Raw genomic sequence first — 22827 nt, 5'->3', positions numbered from 1 at the left:
GAACGGACCGTGGCGCCAGTCCGGCGCCGACCAGGACGCGCCGGCGAACCCGCGAGCCTGTTCGCGGGCGATCTGGCGCGCCTCGGCGAGTTCCGCGTCGACGCCGGTCGCCCCGCCGGCGCCGTCACCCGGACCGGCGCCGGGCGTCGCGCCGGATCCCGCCCCCCGGCCCGGCCCGGTCCCCGCCGCGGCGCCACGTTCCAGCTCGGCGGCCTGTTCCTCCAGCCGATCGGCGAGTGCCAGGGCGGCTCCCAGCGACGACTGGATACCGGCCACGAGCGTGCGCGCCCGCCGGGTACCCGACATCGGTCCGACCTCCCCTCACCGTCCGCGGGCGCCTCGCGCCCGCGGACGACCCACGTCCACCACCGGCCCTGGCCGTCGGTGCGCCGCGCCCACCGACGACCATGACACGTCCAGGGAAGCAAACATCCCAGAACGCGCCGACCGGCCGATCCGCCCCGTCCGTTCCGAAGCGCCCGCGGCGTCCCGTCACCGCCCGGCGCCGTCCGACGACCAGCGCCACGCTAACGACCACCCGGCGCGGACGTGTCGGATCCACCACGGATCACACGGCCCGGACCAGTCATGGACGACGCCCGGACCACCATTGACGAACGGGTCGTGGTTCTGGCCCGCCCCGGCCAGGCACCGGTGTGGGCGATCCGACAGCGTTTCGGGGGGTCCGCGGGGTTTGTGGAGCGCAGGACATCACCATGACAGTTCGTCCTCCGCGCCCGCCGTCCCCGCGGGCCTCGCCGTCCCCGCGGGCCTCGCCGTCCCCGCGGCCCTCCCGACCACGGCGCACCTCGGGCCCGTCGCGGCGGCGGCCGTCGTCCCCCGCGCGCCGGCCGCCAGCGCGGCCAGCGCCCCGGGGTCGCGGACATGACCGCGGGTTCCTTCGGCCACCGCGCGGACGATGGGCCCCGCACGTGTTCAATGGCTGGAAGAGGGCCACCTCGCCGACGGACCATCCGCAGGCCCGGCGCGGCTGGAGGACGGCGGCCCACGCGGGGAGGGAGTCGTGGTGACGGACACGGCGGGCGGGGCCCGGGCTGCGCACGACGCGGCGACGCCGGCGCTACCGGCACCACCGGCGGCACCCCACGGGCAGGCCCCGCCGGTGGTGCCGCGCCAGCGGCCGCTGGCGGTCATCGACGTCGACGGTGTGGTGGCCGACGTCCGCCACCGGTTGTGCTTCCTGCGGTCGAGCCCCGGTGACTGGGACTCGTTCTTCGCCGCGGCGTCCGACGACCCGCCACTCGCGGAAGGGGTGGCGCTGGTCCGCCAGCTCGCCAAGGATCACGAGGTGGTCTGGCTGACGGGCCGGCCGGAGCGGTCCCGGGAGGCGACGAGCCACTGGCTGCGCGAGCAGGACCTGCCGCCCGGCGAGCTGCGGATGCGCCCGGACGACGACCGGCGCCCCGCGCGGGTGTTCAAGCGCGCGGTGCTGCGCGAGCTCGGGGTCGGGCGGCAGGTCGACGTCGTGGTGGACGACGACCCCGCCGTGGTCGACCTGCTGCGCGCGGACGGCTGGCCGGTGCTGCGCGCCGAGTGGCTCGCCTACGAGGCGACCCTGGGCAACGCCCAGGAGGACGCCGGTCGCACCTGATCCGTGTGCCCGGGCCGCGCCCGGAGGCGGCGGCCGCGGCCGGGCCCGAGGGAGGCGCTCAGGTGGACGCGGAGCGGCGGTACACCCGCACGGCGAACGGCACGAACACCAGCAGCAGCCCGACACACCAGGCCAGCGACTGCAGCAGCACCGAGGTCACCGGCCCGCCGAGGAACAGCGCGCGGACCGCGTCGATGGTCACCGATACCGGCTGGTGGCGGGCGAACGCCTGCAGCCAGCCCGGCATCGAGCCGACGGGGGCGAACGCCGAGCTCGCGAAGACCAGCGGGAACACCCAGATGAACCCGCCCGACTGGGCCGCCTCGGCGCTGCTCACCGACAGGCCGATCACCGCCGAGATCCACGAGAAGGCATAGGCGAACAGCAGCATCAGGCCGAAGCCGAGCAGGGCGGCCGGCACGGTCGTGTCCCCGAAGCGGAAGCCGACGGCGAGCCCCACCAGCAGCATCGTCACCAGGATCAGCGCGTTGCGGACGAGGTCGGACAGGGTGCGGCCGGTCAGCAGCGCCGAGCGGGACATCGGCAGCGAGCGGAAGCGGTCGATCAGGCCGCGCTGGCGGTCCTCCGCGAGGCCGATCCCGGTGATCATCGCGCCGAACACGACGGTCTGCATGAACACGCCGGGCATCATGTAGTCGACGTACTTGCGGCCCGGCCCGACGTCGATGGCGCCGCCGAACACGTACGTGAACAGCAGCACGAACATGACCGGCTGGATCATCGAGAAGACGAGGAGCTCGGGGATCCGCCAGGTCTGCACGAGGTTGCGCCGCGCCATGATCCAGGCGTCGATCACCACCCAGGCCAGCCGGCCGCGCCGCGCCGGGACCAGCTCGACGCCGCCTCCCGCCGGGGCACCCACATCCAGCGCGCTCACGCCGTCACCACCGATCGGCCGTCCCTGTCGGAGTCGTCGTCGCCCGCGGCGCCGTCGGCCGGCGGGCGCTCGCCGGGGACCGCGGGGGCGCCCGCCGGCGGCTCGTCGTCACCGGCCCGGTGGCCGGTCATGGAGAGGAACACGTCGTCGAGGGACGGCCGGTGCAGGCCGACGTCGTCGAGGGTGACCGCGATCTCGTCGAGCGCGCGCACCACGGCGGACAGCACGCTGGCACCCGCGACGGGCACGGTGATCCGCCTGGCGTCCGCGTCGGCCGTCGCGGGCCCGGTGCCGAACCGGGCGAGCACCGCGCGGGCCGCCTCGACCTGCGCCGGATCGTCCCCGGCGAGGACGATGTCGAGGCGGCTGCCGCCGGTGCGGGCCTTGAGCTCGTCGACGGTGCCCTCGGCGATGACCCGGCCGCCGTCGATCACCGAGATCCGGTCGGCGAGCCGGTCCGCCTCCTCGAGGTACTGCGTGGTGAGCAGCACCGTCGTGCCCGCCCGGACGAGATCCTCCACCACCTGCCACATCGCCGCGCGGCTGCGCGGGTCCAGCCCGGTGGTCGGCTCGTCGAGGAACAACACCGGCGGGTTGATGAGCAGGCTGGCGGCGAGGTCGAGCCGGCGGCGCATCCCGCCGGAGTAGGTGCGGGTCTGCCGGCCGGCCGCGTCGGTCAGGTCGAAGCGCTCGAGCAGCTCGCGCGCCCGGGCCCGGGCGACCCGGGCGGGCAGGCGGTAGAGCCGGCCGAACATCTCCAGGTTCTCCAGGCCCGTGAGCCGCTCGTCGACCGCCGCGTACTGCCCGGTCAGGCCGATGCGGGAACGCAGCTCGTGGGCCTCGCGGACGACGTCGAGCCCGAGCACCCGCGCGCGCCCGGCGTCGGGCCGCAGCAGCGTCGTCAGAATGCGCACCGCGGTTGTCTTGCCGGCGCCGTTGGGACCGAGCACGCCGTGCACCGTGCCCACGGCGACCCGCAGGTCCAGCCCGGCCAGCGCCCGCTTGCCCCGGAAGCTCTTGCGCAGGTCCTCGGCGAGGACCGCTGGTTCATCCGCCACCCGTCGGACGGTACGGCACACCACCGACGTTCTCCCGCCCGGTCCTCGACGGCGGGGAGTTCGGCCCGAGTGGCCGGGCACGGTCGCCGGCGTGTCCGCTCGGGTGCTAGGCGGTGCTGCGGCGGGTGCGGCGGCTGGCCAGCTCGTCGCCTGGATGGGTGGTGGGCGGCTCGCCGGGACGCTCGCACGGCAGCTCGGCGAGCTGGCCGCGCATGTCCCGCAGGGCGCGGCCGACGGCGATCGCGAAGACGCCCTGGCCGCCGCGGACCAGGTCGATCACCTGGTCGTCGGAGGTGCACTCGTAGACGGTCGACCCGTCGCTGATGAGGGTGAGCTGCGCCAGGTCGTCGACTCCGCGGGTGCGCAGGTGCTCCACGGCGACCCGGATGTTCTGCAGCGACACGCCGGCCTCCAGCAGCTTGCGCACGACCCGCAGGACGAGCACGTCCCGGAACGAGTAGAGCCGTTGGCTGCCGGAACCCGATGCCCCGCGGACGCTGGGGACGACGAGTCCGGTGCGGGCCCAGTAGTCGAGCTGGCGGTAGGTGATCCCCGCCGCCGCGCAGGCAGTCGGCCCGCGGTACCCGACGTCGTCCCCGGGTGGATCGGGGATCTCGTCGGGAAAGAGCTGGCCCTGTTCGATCATCGTCGTACGCACTTCGCCGCCATGCCAGCCCCATCCTCCGTTCGATCCGGGTCGTCCCGGCGGCCGGGCATCCCGGGTCGCCATCCCGGACGTCCGGTCCGGTCGAGTCCGTTCCATCACCGCCGCGAACCGATCGGCGCGCGGACGTCGCCGGCCGGCATCACGCACGAACGGCACGTGCGCCACCTCGCCCGTCGGCGCCATCCCCACCCACGGTCCGTGGCCGGCGGTCCCCCCACCGCTGGCCGCGCGGCGCCGGACCGGCCGGCACCGCACTCACTCCCCGGCGGGATCAGGGCCGGAGCTCGCTCATCCGTCTGACACGCCCGCCCCGGGCACGGGCGAGCGCACGCTCCGGGGTTCGGGCTTCTCCGACCGTAGGAGGGACGCGCAGTTCCTTCAATGATCTAAGCCGGCGTGTCCATAGTCCAGCGGACACAACCGGACAGATCGGACAAAAAGGAATCCTGGGGGGTCAAACAACGCGTGGCCACGGCTCACCAGGCAGGAAATGTGGTCAGGGCGCCCTCGAACAGGCATCCGCGACGGCGGGCCTCCGACGACCCCCGCGCGGCGCGGCGGGACGGATCAGGGCCGGCGGCCGGGCGCCGTCAGGAACCCGGGGTGTTGAAGTCCTCCGGGGAGATCGTGTCCAGGAACTCCCGGAACTTCTCCAGCTCGTTCTCCTGTTCCTGCTCCTGCTCCTCGGGCACCGTGATCCCGGCCTCCGCCAGCACGGCCTCGACGCCGTAGACCGGCGCGCCCATCCGCATCGCCAGCGCGATCGCGTCGGACGGGCGGGCGGAGACCTCCACGCCATTGCCGAAGACCAGCGTGGCGAAGAAGACGCCGTCCTGCAGGTCGGTGATGGTCACCCGGGTCAGGTCCGTCTGCAGCGCCCGCAGCACGTCCCGCATCAGGTCGTGGGTCATGGGGCGGGCCGTCGTGATGCCCTCCTGGGCGAAGGCGATCGCGGTCGCCTCGACGGCACCGATCCAGATGGGCAGGTACCGCTCGCCCCCCACTTCCTTGAGCAGGACGATCGGCTGCTTCGACGGAAGCTCGACTCGCACGCCGACGATGTCCAGCCGATGCACCGATCTACCTCCTCGCGCAGGTGGGGCAGGGCGGGATGTTGTGACCGGAGCCAGAAAACCCCACAGGGGAGACAGTATCCCCGCTTGCGCCCGGCGTCAGCGCGCCCACCGGTTCCACCGCCCGGCAGGGCACTTCTCCCCGGTCTCGCGGCCCAACGCTCAGGTCGATCTGCCGGCGGCCAGCCGGGAGCGCAGCAGCGCGGCGTGCAGCCGCACCAGCAAGGCCGCCAGCTCATCGGCGGTCTGCGCGTGCCGGCCGGCGCTGTCCGCGCCTCGCTGGCCGCGCAACGGGGCCACGGCGGCCTCGATGAGACCAGCCTCACGATCCGCCACCGTCCGGGCGGCCCGCAGATGCCGGGCCTGCACGCCGTGCCCGGCGAGCAGCGCGACCGTGCGGGCGACCAGCAGGGCGTCGGAGTCGTAGTACCCGCCGCCGGCGATCGGCGCGACCAGGCCGTGCCGCTCGAGGTCGGCCAGTTCCTCCTCACCGAGCCCCACGGCCGCCAGGAGCTCCCGGCGCGACAGTCTGACCCGATCCACACCGAGGATCGCGTCCAGGCCGGTGGGCGCGGGATGGGGCGGCAGCGCGCGCGGGCCGGGGCGGTACACCGGCGACGTCTCCCCGCGGTCCAGGGACGCCAGCTCCTCCTTGATGACCCGCAGCGGAAGGAAACGCTCACTCTGCGCGTGCAGGACGTAACGCAACCGGGCCACGTCGTCCGCGGAGTACTTGCGGTAGTTGGAGCTCGTGCGGGCCGGTTCGACCAGGCCCTCCGCCTCCAGATAGCGGATCTTCGACAGGGTGATGTCGGCGAAGTCCGCCCGCAGCCGCTCCAGGACCTGCCCGATGGTGAGCACCTTCGCGGCCTGGCCGATACCGGCCGCCGGGCCGGGGACACGCGGACCCGGCGCCGACGACGCCGCGGCGACGCCACTCACCGTTGGACCTTGCCGATCACCGCGCCGCCGACCCCCCGTAGCTCGAGCCGGTGAGGAACACCAGCCGGAACTTGCCGATCTGTACCTCGTCGCCGCTGGTGAGCTCGGCGGAGTCGATGCGCTCACGGTTGAGGTACGTGCCGTTGAGGCTGCCGACATCGCGCACGGAGAAGCCCTTGGTGTACGGCGAGCGGTGGAACTCCGCGTGCCGCCGGGAGACCGTCACGTCATCGAGGAAGATGTCGCTCTCCGGATGGCGGCCGACGGTGGTCAGGTCAGCGTCGAGCAGGAACCGGCTGCCGGCGTTCGGGCCCCGCTTGACGACCAGCAACGCCGACCCCGGCGGCAGCGCGTCGACGGCGGCCACGGCGTCGCGCTCGGTCGACTCGTCGACGTGGTCGCCCTCGATCCCGGACAGCGCGGCCGCGAGGTTCAGCGTCGATGTCTGTTCGGCGGGCCGCTCTGGCGCCACGGGCTCACCCGGGCGCACGAGAGGGGACCCGCACCGCGCGCAATACAGCGCGTCGGACGGGTTCTGCTGTCCGCACCTCGTGCAGAACACAGTCGCGTCCGCTTCCTGCCGGGACCCCGCACACGCGGGCTCGCCAGCCGCCTCGGCCGCCGCCGGACAGGCGGCGGGAACGTCTCTACCAACATTGCGATGGTGGTAGCCAGACGTTCGCAGCCCACCCCCACCACCGGGATGATCACATGCCGACGACCGGCCCGTCCACGACCGCACCCCGGTGCACTCCGAGGCTAGTGCATCAGGGGCACGGTCGTGAAAAGGGTGCGACCCGTGTTGTTCGGCGTGGCGTGCCCCACCGGCCACCCGGCGGCACGTACACCACTCTCAGCCCTGCTTCGTGTACTCCACGTACTCGCCGGCGGTCAGGAGTTCCTCGAGACCGCTTGCATCCGCAAGCTCGACGATGACCAGCCAGCCGTCACCGTAGGGGTCGGAGTTGACCAGCTCGGGCTCGCTCTCGAGCTGATCGTTACGTGCGGTGACCCTGCCGGCCCCTGGCGTGTAGACCTCAGAGACACTCTTGGTGGACTCGATCTCACCGAACGACTCCCCCGACGCCAGCGCCGCCCCCACCTCGGGCAGCGAGACGAACACGATGTCACCGAGGGCTTCCTGAGCGTAGGCGGTGATCCCGATCATCGCCGTGGACCCGTCGAGCCGGACCCACTCGTGCTCACGGGTGTACTTCAGGTCTTCCGGGTACACCGGAGATCGCCTCCCCTTGATCCGCGTCCCACCGAGGGCCCGCGCGGGCCGTCGGACATCTGACATCACCGCGACACCGGCGTCACCGCCGTTGCGGCGACCCCGCAAGTACCAGGAACACCGCCGCTACGGGCAACCCGCGCGGTGGTGGAGCTATCCGGCCGGGCGAGCGTAGCGGGGCCGGGGTGCGGCCCGCAGCGCATCGATCCGAAGATGGTCCGAGGTCCGCACGCTCGCCTGCGCGCCGTCCCGCGCCGCTACCGTATCGAGCACCCCGCCCGGAATGCGCAGGGCCTGGTCAAGGGTGTGCGCAGCACCGATGACCCTAAGGACATAGGGCGGAGAAACCGACATTCCGTCCACGATGAGTCCATGCCCCGGGTCGTCGGCGACGTAGGTCGACACGACGGCGCGCACCCCCGCGATCTCGATCGCCTCCGCCCCCGCGTCGCGCAGTTCCTGCAGGGCGTCGACCAGGACGGACGCGTCGACGGACCGCTGCGGGTCGCGGACGGTGAGCTCCAGGCCCGGCCCGTCCACCGGCACCGTCCCGGCCAGCACGGCGAACTCGTCGGCCCGGGCCACCGCGTCGCCGCCCGGGCTCGCCTGTGCGGCCGCCGGCGGCGAGCTGGCCAGGGCGTCCCGCTCGCCGCGCAGCCGGCCCTCCCGCGCGGCGAGCGACCGGTCGTCCGCGCCGATCGCCCGCAGCCGGGCGGCGAGCTGGTCCGGGCTCGCCGTGGCCAGCGAGTGGGACGGGTCCGCGGAGCGCACCGCGACCACCGTGGCGAAGCCGAGGACCGCCAGCAGCACCAGCGTCGCCCCGCGCGCCACCCGGGCCCGCGCCGACGCCCCGCCGCCCCGGCCGCGGTCCGCGGGCGGCTCAGCCGACGGGTCCGTGTCCGTCGGCTGAGCGGGCGGCGGTTCGTCGGTTCCGGGGTCCTCTCCGGTTCCGGGATCCTCGGCCAGCCTGGACTCCTCGCCGGGCTCAGGGTCCTCGGCCGGCTTGGACTCCTCGGCCGGCTTGGACTCCTCGGCCGGCTTGGACTCCTCGGCCGGCTTGGGGACCTCGGCCGGCTTGGGGACCTCGGCCGGCTTGGGGTCATCGGCCGGCTTGGGGTCATCGCCGGGCTGTGCCGCGGGCTCGGCGGGGCTTGCGGGCTCGGGGGTGTCCGGTGGCATGTCAGCGGCCGATCAGGACGCGGCGCAGGGCCGAGGCGGTCGTGAAGATCCGGATGCCGAAGACCACCACGACCGCCGTCGACAGCGCCCCGCCGAAGCCGATGAGGTCGCCGAGCAGCACGAGCAGCACGGCGAGAAGCACGTCGGACAGGAAGGTGACGATGAACTCCCGGTCGTCGAACTCCCGCTCGAGCGCCGAGCGGGCCGCGCCGAGGGCGGCGTCCACCGCGGCGACGACCGCGACCGGCAGGTAGGGGTCGAGCCAGCCCGGCGCGGTGGGCCCCAGCACGAGTCCGGCCACGACACCGAGGGCGAGCGCGAGCAGTGCGATCATGATCCGCTCCGTCGGACGTTGCGCAGCACCGGGGCGGGCGCCGCGGGAAGGGTCAGGTCCGCGGCGGTGGCCACGGTCAGGGAGGTGACGGGCGAGCCGGGCCGGTGGCGCAGCCGGTCGACGACCGCGGACTGCTCGGTCCGGCCCGCGAGCGTCGTCGCGTCGCCAACGGCCTCGACGGTGTACGGGGAGAGCACGGGCACGAAGTCGACGAGCACGACGTCACCCGCCGAGCGGATGGCGCTGAGCGCGGTGAGCCGCACGCCGTTGACGGTGATCGCCTCGGCCCCGGCGATCCACAGCACGTTCACCAGGTCGGCGAGGTCATGATCCTGGACGAGTCCGCCGGCCGCCACGCCGCGCGGCGCGCCCGCGCGGGGATCCGCCGGGCCGGATCCGCCGCCGAGCCGGTTGACCAGCGTGATCCGCACGCCGGGCCCGCGCACCGCCAGCCAGCCACCCGCCGGTCCGAGCGCGGCGACGTCCGCGTCGGCGCGGGCCCGCTCCGCGGCCGCGCGCCGGCGCTCGCCGCGGCTCGCCGCGACCTGCCCTCGCAGCTCACCGACCCGCGACCGGGTCGCGGCGAGTTCGGTGGTGCGCTCGCGGATCTGGGCCCGCAGGGTCTGCGCGAGCCGCTCCCGGCTGGCGTCCGTGACGGCGGCGCGCCGCACGCCGAGGCCGATCACGGCGCCGAGCAGGACGAGCGTCATCGCGAGCGCCAGGCCCCGCAGCCGACGGCCGCCGAGGCAATTCCCCCCTCGCCGTCGCCATCCGGTCTCATCCCGCACATGCGGCATTCTCACCGACCAAACCCGCCAGACCGCCGACCTCGGTCCCGCCGCGCGTGCCGCGCGGAGGTCGGCGCTACGGGGAGTCGACGACGTCGGCCCAGCGGCGCAGCAGCGCGTGGGCCTCGGTCAGATCGGCGCCCTCGGCCCACAGGTGGGTGACGGCCTCGCTGGGGTCGGGCAGCACGAGGACCCAGGAGCCGTCCGGGCCGACGACGCGCACGCCGTCTGTGGTGTCGAGGGCGTAGCCGGCGTCGGTGTCCACGGACTCGACGACGCGGCGCATCACGGTGCCCTTGGCCGCCCACGGGGTGGGCACCGAGCGCCGCAGGATCGCGATGGACGGGATCCGGGCATCGATGGCGGACAGCGTGAGGCGGGTGCGGGCGACCAGGGCGAGCAGCTTCACGAACGCGGCCAGGCCGTCGATCGCGGGCCCGAACTCGGGGACGACGAAACCGCCCCGCCCGTCGGCGGCGAACACCACGCCGTCCTGGCGGGCCTCGTGCGACAGCGCCGCCGCCGACAGCGACGTCCGGTGCACGCGCAGGCCGTGGAACTCGGTGACCTGGTCGGCGACGCGGGTGGTGGTGACGGGCAGGGCGACCCGGGCGCCGCGGCTCTCGGCGGACACCAGGTCGAGGAAGACCAGCAGCGCGCGGTCCTCGTCGATGAGGTCACCGCGCTCGTCCACGATGGCGATGCGTTCGCCGACATGGTCGAAGCGGACCCCGAAGGCCGCGCCGGAGCTCGCGACCAGCGCGCCGAGCCGGTCGGTGGCCCTCAGGTCGTCCGACGCGCTGTGGGCGGGGATGATCTCGTCGACCCGGCCGTTGACGGTGAGGACGTCGACGCCGAGCCGGCCGAGCAGCGTCGGCAGCACCAGTGACGCCGAGCCGCCCGACGGGTCCACGACGATCTTGAGCTCGGCCTCGGCGACGCCGGTGGTGTCGACCCGGTCGAGCAGGTCCTGAATGTAGAGGTCGACGGTGCGGGCGGGGAAGCGCAGGTCACCGATCTCGCCGGGGAACGCGCGGCGGAACTCCTGGCGGGAGAAGACCCGGTCGAGCTTGCGCTGCGCGGCGGGCGAGAGGTCGTCACCGTCGGCGTCGAGGAAGAGGATGTCGATGCGCTCGGGGTCGCCGGGGGTGGTGCGGACCATGATGCCGCCGGCGGCGCTGGAGGAGCGCACGTCGAAGCGGGTGACCGGCGTCGGGGAGACCTCGAGGTCGCGGATGTTGATCGCGCCGGTCGTCAGGGCGCTGATCACGGCCCGCTTGAGCGCGCGGGCGGCGCGGGAGCCGTCGCGCGCGGTGGTGACGGTGGCGCCCTTCTTCAGGGTGGTGGCGTAGGCGGCGGCGAGGCGGACGACGAGCTCGGGAGTGATCTCCGCGTTGATCATCCCGGACACGCCCCGCGGGCCGAACAGGGTGCGCTGCCCGCGCGACTCCCAGATCACCGAGGTGTTGACGACCGCGCCGGCCTCGATCGTCTTGAACGGGTAGACCTTCACGTCGTGAGAGACGAAGGCCTCCTCGCGCACGACGCACTCGTCGCCGATGACCGCACCCTCCTCGATGCGGGCCGCCCGCAGCACGTCGGTACCGCGCCCGATCACGCAGCCGCGCAGGTTCGCCTGCGGGCCGATGAGCGCGTTGTCCTGGACGATCGCCCGGTGCAGGAACGCGCCGGACTTGACTAGCACGTTGCTGCCGAGCACGGTGAACTCGCGCAGCTCGGCGCCGGCCTCGACCTTGCTGTAGTCGCCGACGACCAGCGGCCCCTTGAGCACCGCCTCCGGGTGGACCTCCGCGTCCTCGCCGACCCACACCCCGGGCGACACCTCGAAGCCGCCGATCTCGACGTCGACCTGCCGGTTGAGCACGTCGGCCTGGGCCCGCTGGAAGCTCGCGATCGTGCCGACGTCCTCCCAGTAGCCGGCCGCGACATAGCCGTAGACGGGCGCGCCGGCCTCGACGAGCTTCGGGAGGACGTCGCCCGACCAGTCCACCGGCTCGCCGCGCGGCACATGCGCGAGCACCTCGGGTTCCATCACGTAGATGCCGGTGTTGACGGTGTCCGAGAACACCTGCCCCCAGGTCGGCTTCTCCAGGAAGCGCTGGATGCGGCCGTCCTCGCCGGTGATGACGATGCCGAACTCGAGCGGGTCGGGCACGGACTTGAGTGCGACGGTGACCAGCGCGCCGCGGCGGCGGTGGTAGGCCACGAGGTCGGTGAGGTCGATGTCGGTGAGCGCGTCGCCGCTGATGACGAGGAACGCCTCGTCGCGCAGGGCGTCCTCGGCGTTCTTCACACTGCCGGCGGTGCCCAGCGGCGTCGTCTCGGTGGCGTAGGACAGATGCATGCCGAGCTCGTCGCCAGCACCGAAGTAGGTGCGGATCATCGAGGCGAGGAACTGGACCGTCACGACCGTCTCGTCGAAGCCGTGCCGCTGCAGCAGCCGCAGCACGTGCTCCATGATCGGCCGGTTGACGACGGGCAGCAGCGGCTTGGGCAGGTTGGCGGTCAGCGGCCGCAGCCGGGTGCCCTCACCCCCCGCCATGACGACGGCCCTCACCCGCCACCTCCGCTCTCGCCGTCCCGAACAGGCCCGCCATCGCGAACAGGCCCGCCATTCCGAGCAGCCGTACCGTCCCGAGCCGCCGTACCGTCCCGGACCGCCGCGCCGCCGTGGACGACCTCCCGGTAGGTCCGGGCGAGCTGGCCCGCCTGGACGAAGTAGAGGACGCCGGACCACCAGTACAGGGCGATACCCCAGATCGCGAACGCCCATCCGGCGGGGCGCGCCGCCGTCGCGAGCCAGGAGTCCCCGGCGGACAGCAGCAGCAGCGGGAAGGCGTAGAGCAGGTTGAACGTCGCCGCCTTGCCCAGGTAGTGCACGGGCAGCGCGACTCCGACGCCGATGCGGCGCAGCAGCGGCGGCAGCACGAGCAGGGCTGCGTCCCGGGCGAGCAGCGCCACCGCGAACCACAGCGGCACGATGTCGCGCACGGTCAGCGCGACGATCGTCGACAGGATATAGAGGCGGTCGGCGAGCGGGTCGAGCAGCGCGCCGAGCCGGCTGGCCTGGTTCAGCGCGCGGGCGAGCTTGCCGTCGAGGTAGTCGCTGATCCCGGCGAAGGCGAGGACGCCGAGCGCGGCGCCGTCCGCCTCCGGCCCGAGCACGAGCCACAGGAACACCGGCACACCGACGAGACGCAGCGCGGACAGTGCGTTGGGGATCGTCCAGATCCGGTCCGGCAACGGCGCCGCCGGACCGGACGCCGCGGGCTGCGAGGTGGTGGGCGCGGTCATCCGCCGTCCTCCATGCGACGTCCTCCTCCACGGGCGTCGACCGGCCGGCAGGCCGGGCATGGCTGACGCTAGCCGATGGTGGTCGCGTCAGGTCGGCCGGTGCCGGCCGGCAGTGCTCAGGGGATCGTGAGGACGGGGACCGGGCCGCGGGCTCAGTGGATGCGGCCGACCTTGTAGGTCGAACTGTAGATGGGGCGCAGCGAGACGACGCCGCCGGTCTGCGGCGCGGCCCACATGTAGCCGTTCCCGGCGTAGATACCGACGTGGTAGATGTTGCCCGGAGTGCCATAGAAGATCAGGTCGCCGGGCTGCTTGCCCGACTGTGGCACCTTGGTGGACACGTTGTACTGCCCCTGCGCGGTGCGCGGCAGTGACCGGCCGAGCTGTTTGAACACGTACTGGACGAGCCCGGAGCAGTCGAACGAGTAGGGACCCTCCGCGCCCCACACGTACGGCTTGCCCTTGTTCAGCGAGGCCAGGTACACGGCCTTGTCGCCGATGGAGCTGCCCGGGATGACGGTGGGGATCGCCTGGTCGATCGCCGACCCGCTGCCACCGACTCCCCCGAGGCCGCCGGCGCCGCTCCCGCCGCGGGTCGGGCTGGAGATCGTCACAGTGGCGGCGCCGGCGAGGGAGGGGCGCAGCGCGCTCGACCCGTCGAAGACCGCGGTGATGGTCGTCGTCGACAGCAGCCGGGCGGTGATCTGCGCGTTGCCGTTCGCGTCGGTGTGCAGTCGGGTGGACGTCTGCCACTGCGGCCCGTTGACGACGACGATGCGCACGTCCTGGTTCGCCAGCGGCGCGCCGGAGTCCGCCTCGGTGGCCCGCACGGTCAGCACGACCGGGGTGTTGGGGGCGACGTTCGTCTTGTCGGCGCTGATGGAGACGTTGGTGAACACCGAGTCGTGGTCGGCGATGGCGCTGGCCAGCGGGGCGAGGGTGCGGGCGGCGTTGAGATCGCCGGACGAGCCCCCGCTCTGACCCGGGATGAGGGCGGCCTCGTGCGTCTGGGACGTCAGCGCGTTCGCGTCGAGAGAGGCGGCGCCGTCGGTGCCGCTGGGCACGGTCGCGGCGAACGCGGCGGTCGAGGCGGCGATGGTCCCGGTGGTGAACGCGGCGATCGTCACCGCGCGCCGGGGCGGGGCCGTGGTACGGCGGCGGGCGGTGCCCGTGCCGGCGCCGGAGGATGCGCGGGGCGCCGGCGGGCGCTGGCGACCCCGGACGAACTGTTCCCAGTCCTCCGGCAGCCAGGCCATACCACGACGGGGCAAGACGCGTCCTTCCCGTGCGCCGACGAGGTGAGCTGCCGGATCCGGGCCGGGGAGCCCGAGGCCAGCCGCCTGGACCCCGCTGATCGTCCCCGGGCACGCCACCGGCACGACTGCCGATGGAACCCCCCGGGACCACCAGAGGTCCCCCACGCCTGCCCCGACAATGCTCGGAGGGGCCGCCGAACCGGGGGCAGGACAAGGCGCATCGGTTCGACGGGAATCGCTGTTCGCCATGCAGGTTCAACCAGCACGCCCTGTTCTGGGTGACGTTCCGAACCCGGATCAGACGTGTTGGAGATGACCATAGTGGACATGCCGGGATGGCCGGCAACCACCCTGAACCCAACGTTTGAACACGCAACCGCGGCCTCGTCGACCGGCAGCAGAAAGTGCCGGTCCGAGGATCGTCCGCGACAGGATTCACCGCCGGGCGGGCACGCCACCGGGCGGCACCACCACCTGGGCGCACGGATGCCGACCCTGCGTGCCGGCGGCGGGCGGCGCGGTGACGATCCGCAGGCGATCAGATGAGCCACCCCCGGCCCGTGACATTCGGGTGCCATTGCGCTCCGCCGCCCCCGCGCCCCGGCTCTACGAAACGCGCGCACGGCGTCCGTCAGTACTCCGCCGACGGGTATGCGGCCGTCCCGCGCGGCCTCACGCCCGCCTGGGCGCCACCGTCGCCAGCGGCGTCACGGCGGCGGCGGAGGTCGCCGGGGGAAGGGGTGCCACGCCGGGAGCGGACGTCGCCTGTGGAAGCGGTGCCACGCCGGGAGCGGACGTCGCCGGCGGGCGTGGCGTCACGCGTGGCGACGCCGCGCCGGGCGGACGCGGTAGCGGCTGGGCGGGGGCCGCCTGTCCCGGGGCGGCGCCGGGAACGTTCGCGCCGGGGACGGGTGGGGCCGACGTGTCGGCGTGCGCGTAGACGATCAGGTTGCTCAGGTAGTGATGCGTCTTGTGGTCGAACGCGCCGCCGCAGGTGATCAGGCGCAGCTCGGGTCTCGCCACCGGGCCGTAGACGCGGTCGGCGGGGAAGGTCGCCTTCGTCACCTCCTCGGAGCGGTCGACGATGAACGCCTGGGTGGCGCCGGTGGGGCCCGCGACCTCGACCCGGTCGCCCGCCACCACCTGCGGCAGCCGGTAGAACACCGCCGGGCCGGTGGTGGAGTCGTAGTGCCCGACGAGGACCGCCGGCCCGATCCCTCCAGGCGCGGGGCCGCGGTCGAACCAGCCGACGTCCCCCCACGCCGTGGGGACGCCGATGCTGCCGTCCGCGTTCAGCCCGATGTGGGTGATCGGCGCGTCGATCGACAGCCTGGGGACGCGCAGCCGGGTCGGTTCACTGATGACGACCACCGGGCGCTGCGGGAGCGCGGTCCCCGTGCCGGCGGGCGCGGTCGACGGGGGCGGCGGGATCGGCGGGATCGGCGGGAGGTCTGCCGTGGCGTCTGACCGGGAATCGCCGCGGACGGCGTCAAGCGCCGGTTCCGCGAGCCGGAATCCGCTGCCCAGGACGAGGACCGCACCGACCAGGAGCAGGCCGCGCCACATCAGTGGCCGCCGGGCGCCGGGAGGCCGGGGGCCGCCGGGCGGCCAGTGGCCGCCGTTGCTGCCGTGTCCCACGGTGCCTCCCGCCTGTGCGCGCGTGCCGTCGGATCCACGGGCTCGCCCGCGTTGACGACCTCACCGACCGTTACTCTATCGATTCGAGTGAACACAATCGGTGAGGATGTGGACCAGGTGGGACCGGAGCGCCACCGGCGCCCGCCATCACCGCCCGAACCGGGACGACCGGTGACGCGGACGCACCGTCGACGCCGGTCGGACCCCCGAATCCGACCGCACCACGCCCGCTGCGCTTGACGCGCATCTCCACATCGAGTCGCTACTGTGTCACTCGCAGTGATGTGCTGATCACCGTACGTGAGAAAGGGGACCAGATGAAGAAGGGTATGGGTCGCGGCGCCGCCGTCCTCGCGCTGTCGAGCGCGGCGAGCGTCGCCCTCACCTTGGGGCCGGGCCTGGCTGCCGCCTACGCCTTCGACGACAAGGACAACCGTGGCTGCGGCGACAAGAAAGACGGTTGGGACCTTTTCGGCGACAAGGACGGCAAGGACCACAAGGACGACAGGGACGGCAAGGACGGCATCGACGGCGACAAGGGCCTCGGGCACGACGACAAGGGCCTCGGGCACGACGACAAGATCGACGGCGACAAGCAGGGCCGTGCCGACGACCTTGGCAGGAACGACAGGGACGACGACTGGTTCGACTGGGACGACAAGGACAAGGACAGGGACAAGGACCACAACTGCGTCGGCGGCGTCGTCGCCGGTGTCGGTGTGGGTGTCGGTGGCGTCGGCGCCGGCGGTGTGGCCGCCGGTGGCGGCGGCATGGCTGGCGGCCACGACTCGTCCTCGCCCCTGCTCCCGATCGCTGGTGCCACCGTCGGTGCGCTCCTGATCGGCGCCGGGGTGGCCAGGCGGCGCGCCCAGGGTGCCGTCTGACCCTCCCTCTCCACGCGGCCCGCACGTCCCCTACAGGAGCGCGGGCAGCCTGGACACCCTCGTGGGTGACGGCCTCGGCCTGGTCCCACGCGGGGCCGCGCACGAGGGTCGGGGGTCGCGTCGAACCCGGCGCGACCCCCGGTCACACGCCGGGTCCCGGATACGGTAATGTTGCTCGCGTACGGGACGTGGCGCAGCTTGGTAGCGCACCAGACTGGGGGTCTGGGGGTCGCAGGTTCAAATCCTGTCGTCCCGACAACTGCAGTTAAAAGGAAATCGCCCCTCCGGCCGATCATGGTCGGAGGGATTTTTCTTTCTTGTTCAGGGGAGCCACAGGGGAGCGCTGAGCGATCTTCGTTCGCGGTAGTATCGGAATCTATCGCCTAGCTGCGACCAAATTCCATCTTGGATCAGTAAGCGATACAACAGCGGTACCCGAACGTGCGGCCGCGCCAGTTGGGTGGATGTCGGCCAGCTCGCTCGGCGCCATATCGCTTCGTATCGCTAATAGTGCAAGACTGTCGTCAAGGACACCATGAAGCACTGTCGATGGAGAGCGGGTATGGACTACTCCGGCGAGTACGACGAGAGCAAAACCCCGCAGGGCTGGGGCCCCGACGCCAACAATGACCTTCTCGACACCGTCACCCTCGACGGTCTACCTGGCCTCCTCACCTACGCCCGGCACGTCGAGGGCCTAGCCGCGCCGACCGCCACACCGGTTGGAAGGCCGCCAGCTCAGAGCGGACGCGGCGAAGGCGGCGAAGGACGGGGAGACCGCCGCGGAAACCGCGGTCCGGGAGGCGCGGGAGCTGGCGACGCAGACGGCCGACGCGCGGTACAAGCCGCTTGTCGTCCGGTCCGAAGCCTCCGCGGCGTTCATCGGAGCCAAAGCCGAGGTCTTCGACAAGGACGGCGAAGCCGACCCGAAGAAGCTCGCCCGCCTGTTGCGGCTCGTGAACCTCGCCGAGGTCGAGGTCACCGACGACGGGACGATCACCGGCCTCGCCGATCAGGTGGCGTCGATCAAGACCGACTACCCGGAGCTGTTCGCCGGCCCGAAGTCGCCACCGCGACCGAAAGCTGACGGCTCCGACCGCAAGCCGGAGTCGACCAGGCCAAAGACGTCGGCGGCGGCCCTCGCCGCACAACTCGGCGGAGGCTGACCAACGCTCGGCGAGGGGGCGTCCGGTGGGCCGCCGGCCGTGGTCTTCCCGTGACATTCTGGCACGGATAGTTCACGTCTGGCGACGCTGAGTCCCGATGCGCCGCTACCGTCCGCACAAGGTAGGTGACGGGGTCAACGCACGGGAGGCCGGCATGCGGTACGGATGCCTACGGCGCGGGACCAGAGAAGGCGAAGACTCGCGACGCAGGAAGGACTGGGCGGCCAGGGCGGTGGTGGTCCTGCTCGCGGTGGCGACGTCGGTCGGACTGCCGGCAGGCCCGGCGAAGGCGTACCCACCCAGGCAGGTCATCGCCGCGGGGAGCAACGCCTACGGGCAGCTGGGCAACGGCCGGGCCCCGAAAACCGGGCACGTCTTCGGCCCGGTGTCCGTGATCTGGTACGCGAGCCAGATCTCCGCGGGCGGACTCTCCGCCTACGCCCTCACGCTCTACAACCCCGGCCGCGTCTGGGCCTGGGGCCGCAACGACTCCGGCCAGCTCGGCGACGGCACCACCACCGACCGCCCGCTACCAGTGCTGGTACCGGGGCTGGACGAGGTAGGGCAGGTCGCCGGCGGCGGCGCCACCGCCTACGCCCTGCGCTCGGACGGCACCGTCTGGGCCTGGGGACGGGGTGGCTCGGGCCAGCTCGGCAACGGCGCCCGGACCGACAGCCCCGTCCCGGTGCAGGTCCGCGGGCTGACCGGCGTCACCGCGATCGCCGGCGGCGGTGCGGCCGGGTACGCGCGTCGCTCCGACGGCACGGTGTGGGCCTGGGGCGACAACGCCTACGGCCAGCTCGGCGACGGCACCACCACGAGCACCGCGACCCCGGTCCAGGTGGCCGGGCTGACCGGCGTCACCGCGATCAGCGGCGGCCGGTGGGCCGGCTACGCGCTACGCACCGACGGCACGGTGCGAGCCTGGGGAGCAGACTGGCACGGCCAGCTCGGCGACGGCGGCCACACGAACCGGACGACCCCCGTTCCCGTGGTCGGACCGTCCCGGACCCCGCTGTCCACGGTCCGCACGGTCACCGGCGGCGGCGACTTCGCCTACGCACTGCTCGGCGACGGCACCGTGGCCGCCTGGGGCCGGGGCGACCTGGGCCAGCTCGGCAACGGTTCCCCGGCGGACAGCCCGGTCGCCAGGCCCGTGCCCGGCCTGACCGCCGTCACCGCGATAGCCGCGGGCGGCGAGGCCGGCTACGCGCTGCGCCAGGACGGCCCGGAACCGGGGGCCTACGGCAACCGCGTGATCTGGGCCTGGGGCAGCAACGCCCACGGGCAGCTCGGGATCGACCAGCCACCCGCCCACCGGCCGGCGAACCTGTTCCGGCCCCGGCAGGTCCCCGGACCGAGAGACGTGCAGGACATCGCGGCCGGCAGCTACTCGGCGTATGCGATCTTCCAGCCCTCCTGACCCGCTGGACGATCAGCCGGCGCGCCGGGTGGCTCACGTTCACGCTGTCCCGATCTGCGCAGCGGGTTTCGTCCCGTGACACGCCGCAATGATCTGTCAAGCTGCACCCATGGATGTGGAAGCAGAGGACGAGCAGGCTCCCGCCCGCGACGGCGCGGGACGCGCGACCTTGACCCCGCAGCAGTCGGGCCGGCTGTTCGCTGCTGTGAAGACCCGCCAGACGGCGAAGGGCTGGGCGATCGGCCGGCGGTTCAGCGCCGCGTCGTACTACGACCTGCGGGACGAAAAGCCCGTGCTGCTGTCCACCCTGCCGAAGACCGATGAGCGGATGCGATGGGTCGAGGGGTCCGCGGAGGCGGTGGCGTTGCGCGGCGAACGACCGGTCGGCCTGGAGGAACTGGTCGCCCGTCTCCGACGTGCGGTGGAGATTCGGTGCGCGGACCGCGGCTGGGATCCGGCCAAGCAGATCGAACCGGGTGTGTGGGCGAAGCTCGACGACGGCCTGGACGAGCTTCCGACGTCGCCGGAGCTGGTCGATCTCGATGATGCGGTCCAGTGGGTCCGCGGGTCCGCGGAGAAGCTCGCCAGGAACGGAGTCGACCCGATCCCCTCGGAGGGTGGCCCGACGCAGGTCGTCATCCAGCTCGACGCCCCGCCAGGCACCGTCACCCTGGAAGAGTGGTTTCTGATCTCCGGCCGAGTCCAGGCGACCGCACCGCAGATGAGCCCGGAGGAACGAGGCAAGCTGGCGGCCGTGCTACAGCAGATGATGGACAGCTGGCTGGAGTCCCGGGGACGCTGACCAGCAGCCCGTCGTGCATGAGGCTGAGGACCCAGTCGAGGGCTTCGGCGTAGCCCTCACAGCGCCCGAACCGTTCCGGGTCGAGGGTCTCGTCCTCCGCGGCAAGGTTCTCCGCGGCCCGGCGGAGAGGGTGTGGCATGAAGCCGACCTACCGCCCGGCCGCGACGGCTACGCCCGGACCTTGCGCCTGCCCGACGGCGCGGAAGTAACGCTCGTCATCACCTCGTCCACGCTCACCCCGCACCAGCGCGCCGAGGTGCGCAGGAAGATTCTCTCTCAACACCTGGAGCGCGATCCGTCAGGATCCAGCAAGACCTCGCCGCAGCCGTTGCCAGCGCCTCCTGGATCTGGAGTGTCAGCCCGTGGCGGTGGTCATGGCTGAGCGGCGAGGTGGTCGCCGCAGTAGCCGAGCGGACACTGGGCGCGTCGCGGCGAACATGCCGCGACACGTGAACGAGACCGGAACAGCTTCGGGACGGGCCGCGACACGTGATTTTCACAGGAACGGCATTCCTCGGCGCCACGGCCCGTGAGCGTACCGTCACCTTCGCGCGACCGTACTGCGACTCAGGAGGAGCAGATATGTCCAGGCGACGATGGCGAGTAGGGCTGTGTTCGGCGAGCTTGGCCGCCGCCGGCGTGATAGCGGCGCCCACGGCGGCACTGGCGGGGCATTCCGCACCGCCGCCTCGGCCGGTTCCGGTGCATAACTGGCACCACAACCAAAGCCGCTACCAGCCGCCGCCCCCGCCGGCGCCGTGGTGGAAGCGCGGGCCGAACAAGCCCCGTCCGCCCTACCACGACGACGTCTACCGCAATGACCCGCACCACAGCGACCTGCATTTCGGCAATCCGTACCACCGGTGAGCCGCACCAGGAGTTGAGCGTGCGTTGAGCCGCCTCGCACCAACCAGGACAGCCCCGCGGCGCGGCAAGCCCTGGTCATGACCCCGTTGCTGCCCGACCTGCCTCGGGCCGGGCGGCAACGGGCCCCGTGGCCGCTCGACCCCAATTCCGTCACGTCAGCCGGCCGCAACTCATGCGGTCCAGAAAAACGGTAGCCGCAGTCATGCGGCCGGCGACGTGGTGGACCATTACCAGGCCACTGCTGGAATCCGGCAGCTCGCGCCCAGCAGAGGGAGACCGTCAGGGGCGGGGGCGCTCGCCGCGTTCGCGGACGCGGACGGAGATGGAGATCGGGGAGCCGGTGAAGCCGAAGTCCTCGCGCAGACGGCGTTCGAGGAAACGGCGGTAGCCGGGCTCCAGGAAGCCGGTGGTGAACACCACGAACCGGGGCGGGCGTACGCCGGCCTGGGTGGCGAACAGGACCTTCGGCACCTTGCCACCGCGGGCGGGCGGCGGGGTGGCGGAGACGACCTCGCCGAGCCAGGTGTTGAGCCGGCCGGTCGGGATGCGCGTGCCCCACGACTCCAGCGAGGTGCGCAGCGCGGGGGCGAGGCGGTCCGTGGCCCGGCCGGTGCGGGCGGAGACGTTCACCCTCGGCGCCCAGGCGACGCGGCCGAGATCGCGGACGATCTCACGTTCGAGGGTGAGACGGCGGTCCTCGTCGACGAGGTCCCACTTGTTGAACGCGAGGACGAGCGCCCGGCCCGCCTCGACGACCATCGAGATCACCCGCTGGTCCTGCTCGGTGAGCGGCTCGCCGGCGTCGAGCAGGACGATGGCGACCTCGGCGGCCTCCAGCGCGGTGGCGGTGCGCAGCGACGAGTAGTACTCGGCGCCGGACGCCTCGCGGACCCGGCGGCGCAGGCCCGCCGTGTCGATGAACATCCACTCCTCGCCGCCGACGGTGACCAGTTCGTCCACCGGGTCGCGGGTGGTGCCGGCCTCGTCGTGCACGAGGGAGCGGCGGCTGCCGGCGATCTTGTTGAGCAGGCTGGACTTGCCGACGTTGGGCCGCCCGATCAGCGCCACCCGGCGCGGGCCGCCGGTGTCGGCGCCGAACCGCTCGCGGGGCGCCTCGGGCAGCACCGCGAGCACCGCGTCGAGCAGGTCGCCGCTGCCCCGGCCGTGCAGGGCGGAGACCGGGTGCGGCTCGCCGAGGCCGAGGCTCCACAGCGCCGCCGCGTCCGCCTCGGAGCGGGCGTCGTCCACCTTGTTCGCGACGAGGATCACCGGCAGGCCGCTGCGGTGCAGGACCCGGGCGACGGCCTCGTCGGCATCGGTGGCGCCGGTGAGGACGTCGACGATGAACAGCACGGCATCGGCGGTGTCGAGCGCTGCCTGGGCCTGCTCGGAGACCATGGCGGCCAGGCCCGCGGCGTCCGGCTCCCAACCGCCGGTGTCGACGAGGGTGAAACGCCGCCCGCTCCACACCGCGTCGTAGGCGATCCGGTCGCGGGTGACGCCGGGAACGTCCTCGACGACGGCGGCACGGCGGCCGAGGACACGGTTGACCAGCGTCGACTTGCCGACGTTGGGCCGCCCGACGACCGCGACGACCGGCTGCCCGACGGACACGCCGACCTCGTCCGAGCCGCCGTCTCCCAGGACGTCGTCGCCGGGCTCCCAATCCCCGAGCCCGCCGCCCCCGAGCC

The 22827-nt window shown here is 73.0% G+C and carries 23 protein-coding genes and 1 tRNA gene; 8 read left to right on the top strand and 16 right to left on the bottom strand.

Annotated elements, in window-relative coordinates; all coding sequences use genetic code 11:
• Window positions 1–306, bottom strand: a 306-nt coding sequence (locus tag C1A33_RS01460) for a hypothetical protein (protein WP_207770102.1), incomplete at its 3' end; no start/stop codon positions are given.
• A gap of 721 nt (window positions 307–1027) precedes the next feature.
• On the opposite strand from C1A33_RS01460, the gene C1A33_RS01445 reads away from it, so the two are divergent.
• The gene (locus tag C1A33_RS01445; protein ID WP_423748020.1) at window positions 1028–1612 is read left to right on the top strand and encodes a phosphatase domain-containing protein; all 585 of its coding nucleotides are present in this window, start codon (window positions 1028–1030) and stop codon (window positions 1610–1612) included.
• Window positions 1613–1670: 58 nt separating this feature from the next.
• On the opposite strand, the gene C1A33_RS01440 is transcribed toward C1A33_RS01445, so the two are convergent.
• The 14 genes from C1A33_RS01440 to C1A33_RS01375 all read right to left on the bottom strand — a co-directional run bounded on the left by C1A33_RS01440 (window position 1671) and on the right by C1A33_RS01375 (window position 15994).
• Window positions 1671–2510: an ABC transporter permease gene (locus C1A33_RS01440; RefSeq protein ID WP_101829719.1), complete on the bottom strand. Its 840-nt coding sequence runs from the start codon at window positions 2508–2510 to the stop codon at window positions 1671–1673.
• Window positions 2507–3568 carry an ATP-binding cassette domain-containing protein gene (locus C1A33_RS01435; RefSeq protein WP_101829718.1) on the bottom strand — a complete coding sequence of 354 codons (1062 nt, stop codon included), beginning with the start codon at window positions 3566–3568 and terminating at the stop codon, window positions 2507–2509. Before C1A33_RS01435 ends, C1A33_RS01440 begins: the two co-directional genes overlap by 4 nt.
• 106 nt (window positions 3569–3674) lie before the next feature.
• A complete protein-coding gene (locus C1A33_RS01430; RefSeq protein ID WP_101829727.1) occupies window positions 3675–4214 on the bottom strand; it encodes a MerR family transcriptional regulator in 540 nt (179 codons plus the stop codon).
• A gap of 611 nt (window positions 4215–4825) precedes the next feature.
• The gene (locus tag C1A33_RS01425; protein WP_101829717.1) at window positions 4826–5311 is read right to left on the bottom strand and encodes a bifunctional nuclease family protein; all 486 of its coding nucleotides are present in this window, start codon (window positions 5309–5311) and stop codon (window positions 4826–4828) included.
• Between the two features lie 159 nt (window positions 5312–5470).
• The gene (gene ftsR, locus C1A33_RS01420; RefSeq protein WP_101829716.1) at window positions 5471–6250 is read right to left on the bottom strand and encodes a transcriptional regulator FtsR; all 780 of its coding nucleotides are present in this window, start codon (window positions 6248–6250) and stop codon (window positions 5471–5473) included.
• A 16-nt stretch (window positions 6251–6266) separates the two neighbouring features.
• Window positions 6267–6812 carry an FHA domain-containing protein gene (locus tag C1A33_RS01415; RefSeq protein WP_101829715.1) on the bottom strand — a complete coding sequence of 182 codons (546 nt, stop codon included), beginning with the start codon at window positions 6810–6812 and terminating at the stop codon, window positions 6267–6269.
• Window positions 6813–7103: 291 nt separating this feature from the next.
• Window positions 7104–7484, bottom strand: a complete 381-nt coding sequence (gcvH, locus tag C1A33_RS01410) for a glycine cleavage system protein GcvH (RefSeq protein WP_101829714.1) — start codon at window positions 7482–7484, stop codon at window positions 7104–7106.
• 153 nt (window positions 7485–7637) lie between these two features.
• On the bottom strand, window positions 7638–8663 hold the full coding sequence (locus tag C1A33_RS01405; RefSeq protein ID WP_101829713.1) for a DUF881 domain-containing protein: 1026 nt from the start codon (window positions 8661–8663) through the stop codon (window positions 7638–7640).
• Between the two features lies 1 nt (window position 8664).
• Window positions 8665–8997 (bottom strand): DUF1290 domain-containing protein, encoded by a 333-nt coding sequence (locus tag C1A33_RS01400; protein ID WP_101829712.1) that lies wholly within the window; start codon window positions 8995–8997, stop codon window positions 8665–8667.
• Window positions 8994–9794, bottom strand: a complete 801-nt coding sequence (locus tag C1A33_RS01395) for a DUF881 domain-containing protein (RefSeq protein WP_101829711.1) — start codon at window positions 9792–9794, stop codon at window positions 8994–8996. Before C1A33_RS01395 ends, C1A33_RS01400 begins: the two co-directional genes overlap by 4 nt.
• A gap of 67 nt (window positions 9795–9861) precedes the next feature.
• The gene (locus C1A33_RS01390) at window positions 9862–12348 is read right to left on the bottom strand and encodes a mannose-1-phosphate guanyltransferase (protein WP_101829726.1); all 2487 of its coding nucleotides are present in this window, start codon (window positions 12346–12348) and stop codon (window positions 9862–9864) included.
• A gap of 11 nt (window positions 12349–12359) precedes the next feature.
• Window positions 12360–13100 (bottom strand): cardiolipin synthase ClsA, encoded by a 741-nt coding sequence (gene clsA, locus C1A33_RS01385; protein ID WP_101829710.1) that lies wholly within the window; start codon window positions 13098–13100, stop codon window positions 12360–12362.
• Window positions 13101–13252: 152 nt separating this feature from the next.
• On the bottom strand, window positions 13253–14371 hold the full coding sequence (locus C1A33_RS01380; RefSeq protein WP_101829709.1) for a C40 family peptidase: 1119 nt from the start codon (window positions 14369–14371) through the stop codon (window positions 13253–13255).
• 657 nt (window positions 14372–15028) lie between these two features.
• Window positions 15029–15994 (bottom strand): class F sortase, encoded by a 966-nt coding sequence (locus C1A33_RS01375; protein WP_243407063.1) that lies wholly within the window; start codon window positions 15992–15994, stop codon window positions 15029–15031.
• Between the two features lie 317 nt (window positions 15995–16311).
• Between C1A33_RS01375 and C1A33_RS01370 the strand changes: the two genes are divergently transcribed.
• The 7 genes from C1A33_RS01370 to C1A33_RS35515 all read left to right on the top strand — a co-directional run bounded on the left by C1A33_RS01370 (window position 16312) and on the right by C1A33_RS35515 (window position 21136).
• A complete protein-coding gene (locus C1A33_RS01370; protein WP_101829724.1) occupies window positions 16312–16878 on the top strand; it encodes a hypothetical protein in 567 nt (188 codons plus the stop codon).
• Between the two features lie 182 nt (window positions 16879–17060).
• Window positions 17061–17134, top strand: a tRNA-Pro gene (locus tag C1A33_RS01365).
• Window positions 17135–17600: 466 nt separating this feature from the next.
• A complete protein-coding gene (locus C1A33_RS01360) occupies window positions 17601–18044 on the top strand; it encodes a phage scaffolding protein (protein ID WP_101829708.1) in 444 nt (147 codons plus the stop codon).
• Window positions 18045–18276: 232 nt separating this feature from the next.
• Window positions 18277–19467, top strand: a complete 1191-nt coding sequence (locus C1A33_RS01355) for an RCC1 domain-containing protein (RefSeq protein WP_165818184.1) — start codon at window positions 18277–18279, stop codon at window positions 19465–19467.
• Between the two features lie 109 nt (window positions 19468–19576).
• Window positions 19577–20269, top strand: coding sequence for a hypothetical protein (locus tag C1A33_RS01350; RefSeq protein WP_101829706.1), 693 nt, complete (start codon window positions 19577–19579; stop codon window positions 20267–20269).
• Window positions 20270–20282: 13 nt separating this feature from the next.
• Entirely contained in the window at window positions 20283–20651 is a 369-nt protein-coding gene (locus tag C1A33_RS33990) for a hypothetical protein (protein WP_133150536.1), read from the top strand.
• Window positions 20652–20851: 200 nt separating this feature from the next.
• Window positions 20852–21136: a hypothetical protein gene (locus C1A33_RS35515; protein ID WP_133150535.1), complete on the top strand. Its 285-nt coding sequence runs from the start codon at window positions 20852–20854 to the stop codon at window positions 21134–21136.
• A gap of 279 nt (window positions 21137–21415) precedes the next feature.
• Here the strand turns inward: C1A33_RS35515 and der are convergent.
• A partial coding sequence (der, locus tag C1A33_RS01345) for a ribosome biogenesis GTPase Der (RefSeq protein WP_423748019.1) occupies window positions 21416–22827 on the bottom strand: 1412 nt, incomplete at its 5' end.

The organism is Frankia canadensis (genome assembly GCF_900197875.1).
In the GTDB taxonomy this organism is placed as follows: domain Bacteria; phylum Actinomycetota; class Actinomycetes; order Frankiales; family Frankiaceae; genus Frankia; species Frankia canadensis.
Note: the sequence above shows the minus strand (reverse complement) of the source record. Positions and strands in the feature narration are given on the sequence as shown.

Bases quoted from the DNA above. Each gene is read 5' to 3' on its own strand.
- C1A33_RS35515 (WP_133150535.1), top strand. From the start codon at position 20,852: ATGTCCAGGCGACGATGGCGAGTAGGGCTGTGTTCGGCGAGCTTGGCC.
- C1A33_RS01405 (WP_101829713.1), bottom strand. From the start codon at position 8,663: ATGCCACCGGACACCCCCGAGCCCGCAAGCCCCGCCGAGCCCGCGGCA.
- clsA (WP_101829710.1), bottom strand. From the start codon at position 13,100: ATGACCGCGCCCACCACCTCGCAGCCCGCGGCGTCCGGTCCGGCGGCG.
- C1A33_RS01395 (WP_101829711.1), bottom strand. From the start codon at position 9,794: ATGCCGCATGTGCGGGATGAGACCGGATGGCGACGGCGAGGGGGGAAT.
- C1A33_RS01430 (WP_101829727.1), bottom strand. From the start codon at position 4,214: ATGATCGAACAGGGCCAGCTCTTTCCCGACGAGATCCCCGATCCACCC.
- C1A33_RS01370 (WP_101829724.1), top strand. From the start codon at position 16,312: ATGAAGAAGGGTATGGGTCGCGGCGCCGCCGTCCTCGCGCTGTCGAGC.
- C1A33_RS01390 (WP_101829726.1), bottom strand. From the start codon at position 12,348: ATGGCGGGGGGTGAGGGCACCCGGCTGCGGCCGCTGACCGCCAACCTG.
- C1A33_RS01350 (WP_101829706.1), top strand. From the start codon at position 19,577: ATGGATGTGGAAGCAGAGGACGAGCAGGCTCCCGCCCGCGACGGCGCG.
- C1A33_RS01400 (WP_101829712.1), bottom strand. From the start codon at position 8,997: ATGATCGCACTGCTCGCGCTCGCCCTCGGTGTCGTGGCCGGACTCGTG.